The sequence below is a fragment of the Kitasatospora sp. NPDC002040 genome, from assembly GCF_040296785.1.
In the GTDB taxonomy this organism is placed as follows: Bacteria; Actinomycetota; Actinomycetes; order Streptomycetales; family Streptomycetaceae; genus Kitasatospora.
The window spans coordinates 91,617-105,512 of sequence record NZ_JBEOXV010000011.1; the positions used below are offsets into that span (position 1 = coordinate 91,617).

12 protein-coding genes are annotated in these 13,896 nt (G+C 71.7%); 4 read left to right on the forward strand and 8 right to left on the reverse strand.

Features of this window, described 5'->3' with window-relative positions; genetic code table 11:
• Positions 1–46 precede the first annotated feature (46 nt).
• The 5 genes from ABT118_RS22890 to ABT118_RS22910 all read right to left on the reverse strand — a co-directional run bounded on the left by ABT118_RS22890 (position 47) and on the right by ABT118_RS22910 (position 4,916).
• Positions 47–544 carry an RICIN domain-containing protein gene (locus ABT118_RS22890; RefSeq protein WP_350671963.1) on the reverse strand — a complete coding sequence of 166 codons (498 nt, stop codon included), beginning with the start codon at positions 542–544 and terminating at the stop codon, positions 47–49.
• A 96-nt stretch (positions 545–640) separates the two neighbouring features.
• Positions 641–2,917 carry a S9 family peptidase gene (locus tag ABT118_RS22895; RefSeq protein ID WP_350671964.1) on the reverse strand — a complete coding sequence of 759 codons (2,277 nt, stop codon included), beginning with the start codon at positions 2,915–2,917 and terminating at the stop codon, positions 641–643.
• A gap of 33 nt (positions 2,918–2,950) precedes the next feature.
• Positions 2,951–3,619, reverse strand: a complete 669-nt coding sequence (locus ABT118_RS22900; RefSeq protein WP_350671966.1) for a DUF4097 family beta strand repeat-containing protein — start codon at positions 3,617–3,619, stop codon at positions 2,951–2,953.
• Positions 3,620–3,851: 232 nt separating this feature from the next.
• A complete protein-coding gene (locus tag ABT118_RS22905) occupies positions 3,852–4,034 on the reverse strand; it encodes a hypothetical protein (RefSeq protein ID WP_350671968.1) in 183 nt (60 codons plus the stop codon).
• A 102-nt stretch (positions 4,035–4,136) separates the two neighbouring features.
• Positions 4,137–4,916 (reverse strand): class I SAM-dependent methyltransferase, encoded by a 780-nt coding sequence (locus tag ABT118_RS22910; protein ID WP_350671970.1) that lies wholly within the window; start codon positions 4,914–4,916, stop codon positions 4,137–4,139.
• Positions 4,917–5,053: 137 nt separating this feature from the next.
• On the opposite strand from ABT118_RS22910, the gene ABT118_RS22915 reads away from it, so the two are divergent.
• Positions 5,054–6,580 carry a methyltransferase domain-containing protein gene (locus tag ABT118_RS22915; RefSeq protein WP_350671972.1) on the forward strand — a complete coding sequence of 509 codons (1,527 nt, stop codon included), beginning with the start codon at positions 5,054–5,056 and terminating at the stop codon, positions 6,578–6,580.
• Between the two features lie 153 nt (positions 6,581–6,733).
• Positions 6,734–7,282 (forward strand): EF-hand domain-containing protein, encoded by a 549-nt coding sequence (locus ABT118_RS22920; protein ID WP_350671974.1) that lies wholly within the window; start codon positions 6,734–6,736, stop codon positions 7,280–7,282.
• Between the two features lie 147 nt (positions 7,283–7,429).
• Here the strand turns inward: ABT118_RS22920 and ABT118_RS22925 are convergent, their stop codons facing one another.
• Positions 7,430–8,680, reverse strand: coding sequence for a cytochrome P450 family protein (locus ABT118_RS22925; RefSeq protein ID WP_350671976.1), 1,251 nt, complete (start codon positions 8,678–8,680; stop codon positions 7,430–7,432).
• Between the two features lie 337 nt (positions 8,681–9,017).
• Here ABT118_RS22925 and ABT118_RS22930 point away from each other — a divergent pair, with 337 nt between their 5' ends.
• Together ABT118_RS22930 and ABT118_RS22935 are read left to right on the forward strand one after the other, a co-directional pair.
• Positions 9,018–10,541, forward strand: coding sequence for a pyridoxal phosphate-dependent decarboxylase family protein (locus tag ABT118_RS22930; RefSeq protein WP_350671978.1), 1,524 nt, complete (start codon positions 9,018–9,020; stop codon positions 10,539–10,541).
• Positions 10,542–10,667: 126 nt separating this feature from the next.
• Complete coding sequence (locus tag ABT118_RS22935; RefSeq protein ID WP_350671979.1) at positions 10,668–10,985, forward strand: hypothetical protein; 318 nt, start codon at positions 10,668–10,670, stop codon at positions 10,983–10,985.
• A 111-nt stretch (positions 10,986–11,096) separates the two neighbouring features.
• Here ABT118_RS22935 and ABT118_RS22940 read toward each other — a convergent pair whose 3' ends face one another.
• Together ABT118_RS22940 and ABT118_RS22945 are read right to left on the reverse strand one after the other, a co-directional pair.
• A complete protein-coding gene (locus ABT118_RS22940; protein ID WP_350671981.1) occupies positions 11,097–12,725 on the reverse strand; it encodes a hypothetical protein in 1,629 nt (542 codons plus the stop codon).
• Between the two features lie 407 nt (positions 12,726–13,132).
• A complete protein-coding gene (locus ABT118_RS22945) occupies positions 13,133–13,870 on the reverse strand; it encodes a hypothetical protein (RefSeq protein WP_350671983.1) in 738 nt (245 codons plus the stop codon).
• Positions 13,871–13,896: the final 26 nt, after the last annotated feature.

Consider the following 13,896-nt stretch of genomic DNA (forward strand, 5'->3'; position numbering starts at 1 on the left):
GGTGCTCGCCCGTCAGGGCCGGCGCCTGTGGCGCCGTCGCGCTGCGTCAGTGCGGGAGGCTGAAGCCCTGCTCGATCCTGTACTCGGGGTTGCAGGTCCACAGGGTGAGCAGCGTGCCCTTCTCCCTGGATCCGCCCTTGTTGGTGATGCACTTGTGGCCGTTGACGGTCCAGATGTGGAAGTTGGGGTTGGGCTCTTCGTTCTGGAACCGCTGGGGGCTGCCGGTGGTCGCGTTGAAGTTGCAGGTCCACAGGGTGAGGACGGCGCCGTTGGTACCCGAGTCGTTGCCGTAGGGCGTCAGGCACTTGCCGCTCACGTCGTGGACGATGAACATGCCGGCCCAGTGCCACTTCTGCAGTGGGTGGCCGGTGCACGACCAGATCGTGATCTCCGTGCCGTTGTCCGTGCGGTTGCCGTCGGGGCCGGCGCAGACGCCGACCTGCATCATCTGGTACGACGCGGCGTGGGCCGGACCGGCGGCGACAAGGTTGACGCCGACCATGGTCAGGAGCGCTATCAGCGCTGCCGAGGCCTTACGGATCATGTTCTGTTCGCTCCTCTGTGCGCCGGCCGAAAGGCCGGCTGTTGGTGTTTCCTGACGTCGCGTCGGCCCCGGGCGCCCGGTGCGGGCGCCACCGGCTCAGGCGAACAGCTCGGCGAGCAGTTCGGGGCCGAGCGGGATGGGGGCCGGGCGGTGGGCAGGGGGCTGGGTGCCCGTCAGCTCGCGGACCAGGAAGTCCCAGGCGCGCTTGCGGACGTAGGCCAGGTGGTCGATGAAGGTGTGTTCGGCGCCGGGGACGAGGAGGAGTTCGAAGTCCTTGTCGGCGGCGACGAGCCGGTCGGCCAGGCGCAGGGTGTGGTCGGGGTGGACCTGGTCGTCCAGTTCGCCGTGGACGAGCAGCAGCTTGCCCGCGAGCCGGTCCGCGAGGTCCAGGTTGGAGGTGCGGGCCCAGGCCTCGGGGTTGTCGGCGCCGTCGTAGGCCTCCACGAAGCCCGGGTTGAAGTGGGGTGCGTCGTGGGAGCCGGACATGGCGACGGCGGCCTTGTACGTCTCGGGGAAGTCGAGCACCGCCCGTGCGGCCGCGAACCCGCCGCCGGAGTGGCCGAAGACACCCACCCGGTTCAGGTCCATCCACGGCCGGGTGGCAGCCAGTTGGGGCAGCGCGGCGACGTGGTCGGCGAGGCCGCCCGCGTCGGCCAGCCGGCCGTACGAGGCGTCGTGGAAGGCCTTGCTCCGCCCCGGGGTGCCGCGTCCGTCGAGGGCGATCACCACGAAGCCGAGCGCCGCGAGGGGTTCCGCGTCGAGGCCCATCCCGCCGGGGTCGAAGCACGGGGCGACCCGGGTGACCTGCGGACCGGGGTAGACGTTGTCCACCACCGGGTAGCTCTTGGCGGGGTCGAACCCGCGCGGGTGGTACAGCACCCCGTAGACGTCCGTCTCCCCGTCGGCCGCCTTGACGCAGAAGCGTTCCGGCGGGGTCCAGCCGGTCGCGGTGAGCCGGCTGGTGTCGGCGCGCTCCAGTTCGACCAGCACCCGCCCGGTCCAGTCGCGGACGACGGTCACCGGCGGGGTGTCGACGGTGGACGCGGAGTCGAGGAAGTACTCCTGACCGTCCGTCATGGCGACCACGTGGTCCAGCGCGTCGTCCGTGAGCCTGGCGAAGCCGGAGCCGTCCAGGCCGACCCGGCACACGGTGCGCCGGTACGGGTCCTCCTCCACCAGCCCGGAGGCGGTGAACCACACCACCCGCTCGGCCTCGTCGACGCGCAGGATCTGCCGCACCGCCCACGGCCCCGAGGTGACCTGGCCGAGCAGCGCGCCGGTGTGCAGGTCGTAGCGGTACAGGTGGCCCCAGCCGTCCCGCTGCGAGTACCAGAGCACCTCCTCGGCCAGCACCCGCACGATCGGCGGCTCGAACGCCCACTGGTTCGGCTCGACCCGGGTGGCCCCGGTCTCGGTGAGCACGGTGGTGACCTCACCGGTGGCCGGGTCGAGCCGGTGCAGGGTGAGCGTGCGCAGGTCGCGGGGACGGTCGAGGTAGTACACCGCCGAACCGTCCGGGGCCCACCAGGCCCACTTGAGCGCGATCGGCGACAGCTGCGGCACCAGGATCGGCTCGGTCTGCGCGCGGACCACCGTGCCCGTCGCGACGTCCAGCACCACCAACTCGGCCAGCGGTATGTGCTCGTCCCCGGCGTAGGCGTACCGCTGGGTGCGCAGCGCGGGCGCACCGCCGTCGGCCGGGCGCGCCGCCAGCAGGTGGGTCTCCCGGACCAGGCGCTCGTCGGTCCGGTGCGCCAGCACCTTCGTCGAGTCGGGCGACCAGGCCACCGCGGGCGGCAGGTACGGCAGGCCGATCTTGCCCAGCAGGGTGGCGTTGCCCGTGCAGTCCGGGCCGTAGCCGTACCCGTGGTCGGGTGCGCCGTCGGTGGTCAGCGGCCACTCGCGGCCGTCGGACAGCGAGCGCGCCCACAGGTCCTGTCCGCGCCGGGACACCGCGAGCTTCCCATCGGGCGACGGCACGTCAAGCGGGCTGCCCGGCGGCGTGAACTCGGCCGGCTCGCACGTGTAGTCGTCGAGCCGGCAGCGCCAGTACCCGGTGGGAGTGGCGAACTCCACGGCGTTCCCGACCAGTTCGATCGCCGCGAAGGGCAGGGCCTCGGGGTCGACCGGCTGCCCGGAGGCGGCGCCGAGTGCGGCGGCGAGCCGGGCGTGGTCGAAGGCCGGCACCCGGGTGCCCGCGGCCGGGTCGACCAGCACGAACCGCCGGCCGACACCGTTGCTCACCGCGTACTGGAAGCGGGCGCCGCCGTCGATCCACTGCGGCCTGACCTTGTCGCCGGTGACGAGCTCGCCGGGGCGGGCGGGCCGGTGCAGCAGTTGCTCCGCAGCCTGGTAGTCCTCGGTGGTGCTCATGCTGGTTGTCCTTCCTCGGTGCTTGATGGTGTGTCAGAGGCTGCGGGCGGTGATGTCGCCGTGGGCGGTGGTGGCGTGGATGGTCAGAGCGGGGGTGCCGTCGGCGTTCCGGAGGGAGTTGTGGATCCGCCCCGCGCCGGTCCCGGCGTCCAGGGCGGCGGAGACGCCCTGAGCGGCACCGATCGTCAGGTGGCCGGCCTCGGTGCGCAGGGTCACCGCGCCGTGCACGGCCTCGGTGACGGTGATGTCGCCCTTCTGGGTGCTGAGTTCGGCGGGGCCGCCGAGCCGGCCGACCGCGATGTCGCCGGCCTGCAAGCTCAGGCGTGCGCTCGCGGTCTCGTCGAGCCTGACCTCGCCGTGCGCGCTCTCGAAGGTGACGTCGCCGAGCCGTCCCTCGGCGAGGAGTTCGGCGCTGGCCGCCGTCGCCCGGACGCCGGAGCCGGCGGGCAGTTGGACGCTCACCCGGACCGACCCGAAGCTGCCGAGCACCCGGTTCTTCGCCTCCGGCGCCTCGATCCGCAGCACACCGTCGGCGTAGACGACCTCGGTCTGCTCCGCCGCCTTCACGTCGCGGCTCTTCGAGGCGTCCGTGGGCAGGACCTCGACGGTGGTGTCGGTACGGTCCGCGGCGACGAACCGGATCTGCCCGGCGGGGATGTCGAGGACGACGGCGATCGGGGCGGTGGTGTCGAACTTCTGCATGGCGCTCTCCCGTGACTCGTTGTTTGCGATGACGGAAACGCTACGTTGCCTTCATGGATCGTGCAACGCACTCACTGCCCAAAATCTGCATTTGGGCAGGTCGTTGCCTTATGATCGTTGCATTGGCCTCGAACCTAACGCAACGTCAGGCAGTCAACTCGTTGCATTGACCTGGAAGTGAACGCTCTACGAGCGGCGCCGAAGGAGCACCTGGGTGCCCGCACGCCGTCCCTCACCTGCTCCGGTGCGGGCTCACCGCGATGGCGGTCATCTCCGGGCATCGGTGCGGCCTGCGGGCCGAGGCGGCACGGCCCAGACCTGCGGGGCCGATCAACAGGACGGCTGCGAGAGCCAGTTGGGCCTGCCAGAAGCGCAGCACCAGCACGGTGCGGTCCTTCGCCGACAGCTGCGCCATCGCCTCCAGCAGCCCGATCCGCAGCGCCGGGCCGCCCGGTCGGACACCTGTGGCCGGGCGGCCTGAACTACGGGCCTGTTCCAGGCCCGTTCGCGAGGCGGTTCAGTTCTCGCCGAGGCGGTAGAGGTGGAAGTCCATGTTGGCGCCGTGGGGCAGGGTCGGGGTGGGCGTGATGCTGCGCAAGTGCTGCGCGCCGGTGAAGGAACGGGCGAGGGAGTCGTGGGCGATCCGGTCGTTGGTCTTGATGGCGACCAGGCAGGGGCGGCCGTCGCGGGAGCGGCGGATGTCGTCGAGGATCTCGGGGACCGGCGGGGAGGTACGGATGAGGTCGAGTCCGGCGGCGGTGAAGGCGGAGCCCCAGGGGGGCTCGACGACGTAGGTGTCGTGGTCGCTGCGGGCCGGGAGTTTGCCCAGCAGGTCGCGGTAGTCGAGCAGGTGCAGCTCGACCGTCGAGCCGATCAGGCCAAGGTTGTTGCGGGTGGTGTCGTGCACCACCAGGTCGAGCTCGGAGGCGTACACCGGCAGGTCCAGGCGTCGGCCGAGGTGGAAGCCGACGTTGCCCGATCCGCAGAACAGGTCCACGACCATCGCCCCGCAGTCCTCGGGCGAGACGGTGCACAGGTCGGCGACGGCGTCGGCGACGGCCGCGCTGTAGGAGTCGATGGAGCACTCGATGGCGGTGCGGCCGAGCAGTTGGATGCCGCGGGCTTCCATCTCCGGGGCGGGGATGCCGTAGAGGGACAGTCCTTCGGGGCTGCCGTAGATGAGGCGTCCGGCCTCGCACAGCTGCCGGCCGGTCAGCACGGTGGTGCGCAGGGGGCCGAGGAGCTGGTCACGGAAGGCGAAGTAGGCCGCATGACTGTCGGAGGTGGTGCTGTTCACAGGGGGTGGACTCCGGGGTTCGGTCGGGGTTGCCCACACCGCCCAGTACGGTGTGTGAGGAATCGTTTGCGCAGTGTAGTGTCCCGGCGGATGCAGTGATCATTACCTCCGGAGCACCCCGAACAGGAGCAGGTCCGATGACCGTGCCAGCAGCAACCGCCCCCGTACGCGGAGTTGAGATCGAGGCCGGGCAGGCGGCAGCCCGGCCGTTCGACGCCCTCGGCCTGGTGTACGAGGACACATACGCCCGGCTGCCGGAACAACTCGCGGCGATCGACTGGCTCCTGGCACGGCTGCCGGCGTCGGCACGGGTGATGGACATCGGGTCGGGCACCGGGCGGCCGACCGCCGAACGGATCGCGGCGGCCGGTCACCGGGTGACGGGCTACGACGTGTCGCAGACGATGGTGGACCTGGCCCGCACCCAGGTACCTGACGCCTGCTTCGAACTGGCGGACGTCCGCACCCTGCCCGACGCCGCCGGACAGTGGGACGCGATCACCGCGTTCTTCCCGCTGCTCCAGATGCCCCGGACGGACCTGGACGCCACGCTCGCCCGGATCGCCGACTGGCTGGCCCCGGGCGGGCTGTTCGTCTTCGCGACCGTGCCCTTCGACGCGGAGGACACCCCGATCGAGTGGATGGGGCACACCATCCACGCCACCAGCTACCCCGCCGAGGTCTATCCCCGTCTGCTGCGCGCAGCGGGGCTGGATGTCGTCCACGAACAACTCAGCGTGTTCCACCCCGACTTCCCCGGCATGGGCGCCGAGGAGCATCTGTTCCTGTACGCCCGCAAGCCCGGCGGCCCCGCCGTGACCCCGCACGCCCTGGCCGGCCCCTACCCGCTGCCCGCCGAGCACCGCGGGCCGCACGAGCTGAGTGAGCTGGGTTGGCTCGGTATGGAGGCCCGCTTCGAGCGTCATGACATCGCTCCCGTGGTCGAGGCCCTGGCCGCCAACACGAAGGTGCTGGACGTGGGGGGAGGGAGTGGCGCCGTGGTGCGGGAGATCGCCGCCCGGCTCGGCGCGGTCACCACGGTCGAGCCCCATGCGGCCCGCGAGGAGAGCATGCGGGCCCTGGCCGTCGAAGGGGTGCAGGTGCTGGCGGGCTGCGCCGAACGGCTGCCCGTGGCGGACGCGAGCATGGACGCCGCAGTGGCCGGCTGGATCCTGCACTACGCCGACGACCCCGATGCCGCCGTCACGGAGATGGCGCGCGTCGTGGACCCCACCCGGCCCGGGGCGAAGGTGATCCTGGTCCAGGGGGCGCCCGACAACCAGCTCATCGCCCTGTGGAACCGTATCTGCGCGCCGCTGCTCGATGAGGCGCCCGACCACCAGGGCCGCCTGCTCATGCGCGCCGCCGAGGTCCTGGCCGAGCGCGGCTTCGACGACATCGCCTTCACCCGGGCCCGCGTCGACGTCGTCTTCCCCGAAGACGGGGCCGATGCCCGGGCGCTGGCCGCTGCCACCGTCCTGGCCGACTTCTGGCACCTCGGCCACACCCGCCACGCCCGACTGCGCGAAGCCCTGCTCCCCGCCCTGCGCGAGCACTTCGCCAGCGGCACCGACCGGTTCAACGACGACGCCGTCCTGCTCGTCGCCCGCCCCCGCACCGTCTCCGCCGACGCCTCGGGCGCCTCGGGTGCCTCGGGCCGGTGAGTGTCCGGGCGCAGCGCCCGTCAACATGACGGTGACCGGGGACCTCCAACGTGTGTTCTGTGGTCCGTTGTTCGCGTCTGGCCGCTTGGTACGGACTGTCGGCGCACATGCTGCTGGGGTCAGTCAGTACGCATCCCTCGAAAGGGCTTCTCAGTGACCAGTGACGTGCTCCGCCGCAAGTACGATCGCGCGTTCGACCTGTTCGACGCGGACGGCAACGGGGTGTTGGAGGAGCGGGACTTCGTCGCTCTCGCGGAATCGATCGCACGGGCCACCGGCCTGGCCGACGGTTCGGCCAAGGAGGCGGCGCTGCTGCGGGAGTGGCGCCGCAGCTGGACCGTCCTGCTCGAACAGGCCGATGCCGATCAGGACGGGCGGATCAGCCGCGAGGAGTTCCAGCAGGCGCTGTCGGGCACCTACGGCGACCCAGCGAAGCTGGCACACGATCTGCGGTCCGGTTTCGAGGCCGAGTTCGCGGCCATCGACTCCGACGACGACGGTGTCGCGCCGGTGGAACAGATGGAGGCGTTCCTCACCGCCTGGGGCCTGGAGCCTGCCGAGGCGAAGGCGGCGTCCAGGGCGCTCGACCAGGACGGCGACGGCCACATCACGCTCGAGGAGTATCTGACCGGGTGGACCGCCTACCTGCTGGACGAGGACGGCGACGCGGTGGGCAGTACCCTGCTGGGCCCCCTCGCCTGACAGTCGGCACAACGGGCGGGCCAGGGGCCGTAGTTGGGTGCCGGGCCCACGAGGAGCCTGCCTGACCGGCCCGCAGGCAGCCGGACTTTCTGACTGCCACCGCACCGGCCCGGGAAGCTCGGTTGCCTTCCGGGGCCGGTGCGGCAGCTACCAGCTGACAGACACCCGCTCAGGTCCGTGAATCCCCAGATCGGTCCGGGCCCATGCCCCTTCGTCGGCCTCTTCCAGCCGCAGCCCGGGAAGGGCCTGGGCCAGCGCGGCCACCAGCAGCTCGGCCAGGCGCCGGGAGAAGGCCGCGGCAGGGCAGTGGTGGATGCCCACCGAGAACGCCAGCGGCGCGGGAGCGTCTCGCCGGTCCGGATCCAAGGTGTCCGGATCGGCGAGACCGGTCGCCTCGTCACGGGACGCCGACCCCAGGAGCAGCAGCAGTTGCTGCCCGGCCGGGATCGTCACGCCCGCCAGGCGTGCCTCGCGCCGGGTCGACTTGAGCCAGCCGGTGACGGCGGTGCAGTGACGCAGTGCTTCCGCGCAGACGGCCGGTACCCGGTCGGGCCGGGCGGCGAGGCCGGTGAAGTGGCCGGTGCGCAGCAGGTGGTAGCAGGTGTTGGCCAGGTGCAGCGGCATCACCTCGGCGTTGGTGATCAGCAGCTCGGCCAGTTGGGAGGCCGCCTCCTGGCCGGTGAGGTGTTCCCCGCCGGGGCCGCGCCAGGCCACCAGTGCTCCCGCCACGTCCTTGGACGGCGTGCGGGCCCGGTCGGCGATCACCTCGGAGCAGAATTCGTTGAGCCAGGTGAGTTCGGCCGCGGTGTGCCGCTGCACCTGCGCGGGCTGGCGGTCCCAGACCAGGCCCGTCAGCCCGCGGGCCGCCGCGGCGATGCGCGCATGGTGGGACAACGGGATCCCGCACAGGGCCGTGAAAACCCTGGCCGACAGCGGTCCGGCCAGGTCGGCCACCAGGTCGCCGCGACCGGCGGGCCGGGCGGCGAAGGCGGCCACCGCCGCCGCCACGTGCCCGCTCAGCATCGCCTCGTGGGCCGCCACCCGGCGCGGGGTGGTCGGCCAGGCCGCGGTCATACCGGCGCGCAGCCGGGCGTGCTCCGGCGGGTCCGTGGTGGAGGCGACCGGCACTGTGCCGCTCTCCCCCAGTACCCGTACGGCCTCCGGGTCCATGGGCCACATCGGCTCCAGGGTGCCGGCGTTGCCGAACGTATCCACGTCCCGCAGCACCTGGTCGACATCTGCGTAGCGGGACACCAGCCACAACCCCAGCTCCGGGTCGAAGCAGACCGGGTGCTCGGACCGCAACCACCGGTACACCGCGTACGGGTCACGGGCCCCGCGCAGGCCAGTACGCACGACCGCCCCGGCCCCGGCGCTCTCGGCAGTCCCGGTCGTCATCGGACAGACACCGGCTGCACCACTGTTCAGGCTGTTCACCGGCCGGACGCTACACGCCGGCCCGGCACCTGCCCCGCCACAACGGCACGGACACCACGATGAATTGACCAGGGCCGCCGACTGGCACGGTCGGGAGCGGATGCCCGTACGAGAGGTACCCGGCTGACGACACGTTCGATCAACGTCGGCCTCCTTCGGGACACCGGTTCGCGAACGGCCGCCGGGCTCGGGAACCGGGTCGGTGATTCGGACTGATCGAGACCGTTACCAACACCGGCGGCTGTCGTTCTGGATCATGGCCGTCCGGCCGACCCGCTGAACGAAAGTGCCCCCGTCCATGCCGACACCGCCGATGACCGGCCGCCCGCCACGCCTTCCCTCGACCCGGCTGGAGTCCGGCGACGGCACCGGGCCGCTGGCCGTGCACCCGAAGGTGTTCCGCGACGAACTGGCCGCCGCCGCAGAATGGGTCGCCGACTACCTCGGGCAGATCACCCGGCATCCGGTGGCCCGGCCCATCCCGCCGGCGCACCGGCAGGCCCTGGCCAGCGGGGCGCTGCCGCAGGAGGGCCAGGAGCTCGGCGCCCTGCTGGACTTCGTCGACCGGGCGATCGCCCCGTACCCGACCGGCAACGGCCATCCGGCCTTCTTCGCCTGGATCAACTCACCGCCGTCCCCGGCCGGGGTGATCGCCGAACTGCTGGCGACCGCGGTCAACGCGACCTGCGGCATGGGCGAGCACGCCCTGATGGACCTGGAACGCGGAGTGGTACGCGACCTGGCCTCGCTGGCAGGCATGGCACCGACCACCGGTGGCGTCCTGACCAGCGGCGGCTCGATGGCCAACCTGCTCTGCCTGGGCGCCGCCCGGACCTGGTTCCTGCGCCTGCGCGGCGCCACCGACGGCCCCGCCTTCGACCAGGCCCATGCACGCCTGACCGCCTACCACAGCGACCAGGCCCACATGTCGGTCGCGAAGGCCGCCGCCGTGATCGGCCTGCCGCCGTGGCGGCTGCGAGCGGTGCCCACCACGGCGGACCAGCGCATGGACGTCCGGGCCCTGCAGGCGATGGTCGACGCCGACCGGGCAAGCGGCCTGCTGCCGTTCTGCGTCGTGTCCAACCTCGGCAGCACCGCCGGCGGCGCGGTCGACCCGATCGAGGCGATCACCCGGGTCTGCCGCCGCCAGGGCATGTGGCACCACGGCGACGGCGCCTGGGGCGGGCTCGGCGCACTCGTCCCCGAACTCGCCCCCCTCTACCGGGGTGTCGCCGACCTCGACTCCCTCACCGTCGACCCGCACAAGACCCTGTCCGTCCCCGTCGGCTGCGGCGCCGCCCTGGTCACCGACCCCTCCCGGCTGCGCGACGCGTTCACCTTCCGCGCCTCCTACCTCGACGGCGACCAGGACTGGCCCTGGATGTCCGACTACACCATCGAACTCACCCGCCCCGGCACCCGCGCCCTGACGCTCTGGGCCACCCTGCGCCAACTCGGCCGCTCCGGCGTGGTGGACCTCCTCCAGCACTACCAGGACCTCGCCCACCACCTCCGCCGACGCGTCCAGGAACACCCCGCACTGGAACTGTGCAACACCGGCCCGCTGCCCGTGGTCTGCTTCCGCCTGGCCCCCGACCCCGGCTCCGACCCTGTCACCGACACCCCGGATCGGCGAGCGGACCTGCACACAGCGGTGGCCGCACGCATCCAGGCCCGCGGCCACGCCTACCTCGCCACCGTCTCCCACCAAGGAGAAACGGTCCTCCGCGCCTGCGTCTGCAACTACCTCACCACCACCGACGACGTGGACACCCTGCTCCAGGAGGTCCAGTCCGCCATCGACCACCTCCGAACCACTTGACGCACCGACACCATCAGTAGCCGGCAACGGAATCCCCATGGGACGACCGGGGGATGGACCTCTGTGCCCGCCTGATGCCATCATCACGCTTGCGTCCGGCGAAGGCCCGGCGCGAAGGAGCCGGCCGTGAAGCTGTACATCGCCATACCCCTCCTCGTGCTCGCCATGCTCTTCGCAGCTGCGGGTATCGCCGCCGTCACCCGCGGCTGGGTCGTCCCCACCAGCAGGCGCTGGGTCCGCAACCCCCGCCGCTACGGCTGGGGTGTACTCCTCCTCGCCGCCGCGCTGCTCTGGCAAATCCTCTACAACCTGGCCGGCGGCGACACCGGACCACTGCCCTGGGGCATCATCACCGGCGGCGTACTCCAGGTCACCGGCCTCCTCATCATGTTCGCCAGCCAACGGCAGCCCCGACACGACAGCGACACCCGGCACACCTCCTGAAGCCTCCAGCAGCAGGTACGGGCCGGAATTCACCGGCCGAGGAGGTCGCCCGCGAGTGCGACGTCGGCCGGAGCCGCACCCACGGCCCGACGGGGATCGGTGACTTGACGCCTACACGCCCGCTTGGGTCAGCAGCCACTCCATCCGCTCGACGGGGAGGAACGGCGAGGCGCCGGCGGCTTCCGCGACGCGCTCCGAGGAGTCGGCGAGGAGTCGCCGCAGGGATGGGAGCGGGAGGTTGCGGTGAGCTGCGACCGCCTGGCGGACGCGGGCTTCGGGGTCGCAGGCCAGCTTCTCGGCGAGGTCCGGGGGCAGATCCGGATCGCGGGGCGCGAGGGAGCGGAGCCGGGGCTCGGGGTCGGTGGCGAACCGGCGCAGGACTGCCGGCGGGAACGTCAGTACCTCCGCCATGTCCCACCAGAACGTGAACTTGTCCCGTCGGGGGTGGTAGCGGCGCTCGATGCTCTCGGCGGTCCCGGGATCGACCAGGTGCGGGGCGGTGTGGGCCATGGTGAGCCGGACGATCTCCTCCTCGTCGTCGAGCAGACGGGCCACCGCGTCGGCGGGGAGCCTCTTACTGGCAGCCGCGGAGACCCGGAAGCTGACGTAGGGCGAGTCGATGTGCGGGAGTGGATCGGCCGTGACCCACGGTAGGCGCAGGATCCGCAGCTCGGTGGGTGCGAAGGCGTTCCGGGACCACCGCAGGAGTGTCTCGTCGTCGGCGTCCGGGTCCGGATCGGCCAGCGAGTGCGAGAGTTCGTGGACCGAGGCATGGATCTGTGCCCGGATGTGCTCCGGCGTGTCGGGTCGCGCGAAGACCTTCACCCGCACGCTCAACTCCGGATCGACGGCGAGGACTTCGCGGACCGACGGCGGCAGGCCGGGATGCCGGGCGAGTTCACCGCGCACGTCGCCGTCCGGATCGTGGGTGAGCCGCTGCAGGGTATCCGCGTCGAGGACGGCGTGGATCACCGCACCCGCCCGGGTCACCGGGTCCGACAACAATGCCGGCAGCAGGTCCGAGGGCGGTACTGGATGCGGCGCGTACGCGAAATAGGTGGAACAGGCCGCGGCGCGGACCTCGGCCTCGGGGTCGGTCAGCAGGACCCGGCGGACCTCTTCCGGCGCCTGGGGCCAGTACTTCGCCAGCGCGGCCCGGACCCCGGGATCGGAGTCGACGACGAGGCGGGCCCGGAGGTCCGGCGGTGTGTGAGGGTTCTGGGCCAGGCGCTCGCGGACCTTTGACTCCGGATCACCGACGAGCTGCTCCAGCATCTCCCTCGGCGCGGTGTCGGCGTGTACGACGAGCGCGGACCGCACTCCACTCTCCCGATGGGACGCCAGACGGATCCGGAACCGGTCCGGCAGACGGTCGTTGAGCGCCAGGCTGTGCAGGAGCCAGTGGTCGTCGAGCGCCAGGATCTCGGCGACCATGGCCTCGGACAGGTCCGGCCGCCTCGCCACCTTCCCATCACCCCGCCGCCATCCGAACAGTCGCCGGACCATGGAGGCCGGCAGGGCGGAATTCACTGCCAACCCGCCCATCACCTTGTCGAGGTGGACCGGGGTGGGGGCGTCGGCGTCCATGCGGCCAGGATGCCAGCCGGGCGTCGAGCCGACGTCGGCGGGTGTCGGCGTACACCACTGTGCGCTCAGGGAGATCCTGACTGACCGGCAGCAGGCTGCAGGCGCAGCGGGCCAGGGCCGGTTGGCACGGCCCTCGCCGACCCCTGGACGCATGACTCCTCGGCCTGCTCTGCTCCCCTGCCGCTGGAGCGGGTGGGGCCGTGCCGATGCCGCTGTCAGCGTGACGGTTCCACTGCCTGCGAGAGCGGAGCGTCAGAGGTGGACGGTCCGGCCGGGTGCGGCGGTGCGGTGGGCGAGTTGGTGGTAGCTGGGCACTGTCGACGAGGTCGGCGAGCTGATCGGGGGTCAGGGCCTCTTCGACGGCGGTCCAGGACTCGTGGGGCATGGGGTGGCTCTCGACCAGGAGGCCGTCGGCTCCCTGGTGTCCGGTCCCAGTTCCCCCGCAGCTCGCAGGCGAACGCGGTGGCGGAGTCCGCACCGAGGTGGACCAGGCTGCCGGGCAACGACCCGATCCGCTCCCGCGCAGCTCTTGACCCCGGTGCACTTCTGCGGTCACCGCGTTAGCTGTCGAGAACGCCGACGGCGTGGGCGATGACGAGGAGGGTGGTGATGAGCGCGGAGACACTCTCCATGCTCATCAGCGCCTTCGCCCTGGTGGACAAGGGCATGGTGTCGGTGGGACTGAAGGCGGTCGAGTCCGTGACCGACACGTAGAGGTAGTCCATCAAGGTCGGCACCCAGTCACTCCTGCGGGCGGAACCGTCGGCCACCTCCTCGATGGCGTCGTCGTTCTCGTCCTGGGAGAACCGGAAGTCGGCGAGCGGCAGGTCACAGCGGTCGGCCTGGGTGCGCACGACGGGACCACCGCGGTCGAGCTCCCAGAACGCCAGGCCGAAGATGATGATGTTGGTGGCCCACACCTGCAGTGCGGCGAGCAGCAGCGAGCCGCCGTTGCTCGCCTGCTTGGTGACCATGGCGTGGACGAGCAGTCCGAGCGAAGCCAGGTTGCTGACGCCGATCACGGCCACCAGGGCCAGCGACAGCGTGCGGGAGACCCGGTTCTGGCGGGTCATCCGGCGCGGGTTCACCGCGATCAGCGGGATCAGCAGCAGCACTTCCAGGGCCGGGAGCACGAACCGCGGCCCCAACAACAGCTGCGCCGGCAGCGCGACGTACAACAGGATCGCCACCAGCGTCGCCAGCACGGCAGGCAGGCGGGCCTCACCCCGGCGCTCATGGCGGGCGAAGCGCTCGCTCGCCTTCACCCGGTGCTCGGGTGTCTTCCTGCCCGGCTCCATGAACGCCTCCGCCTCGGTACGACTGT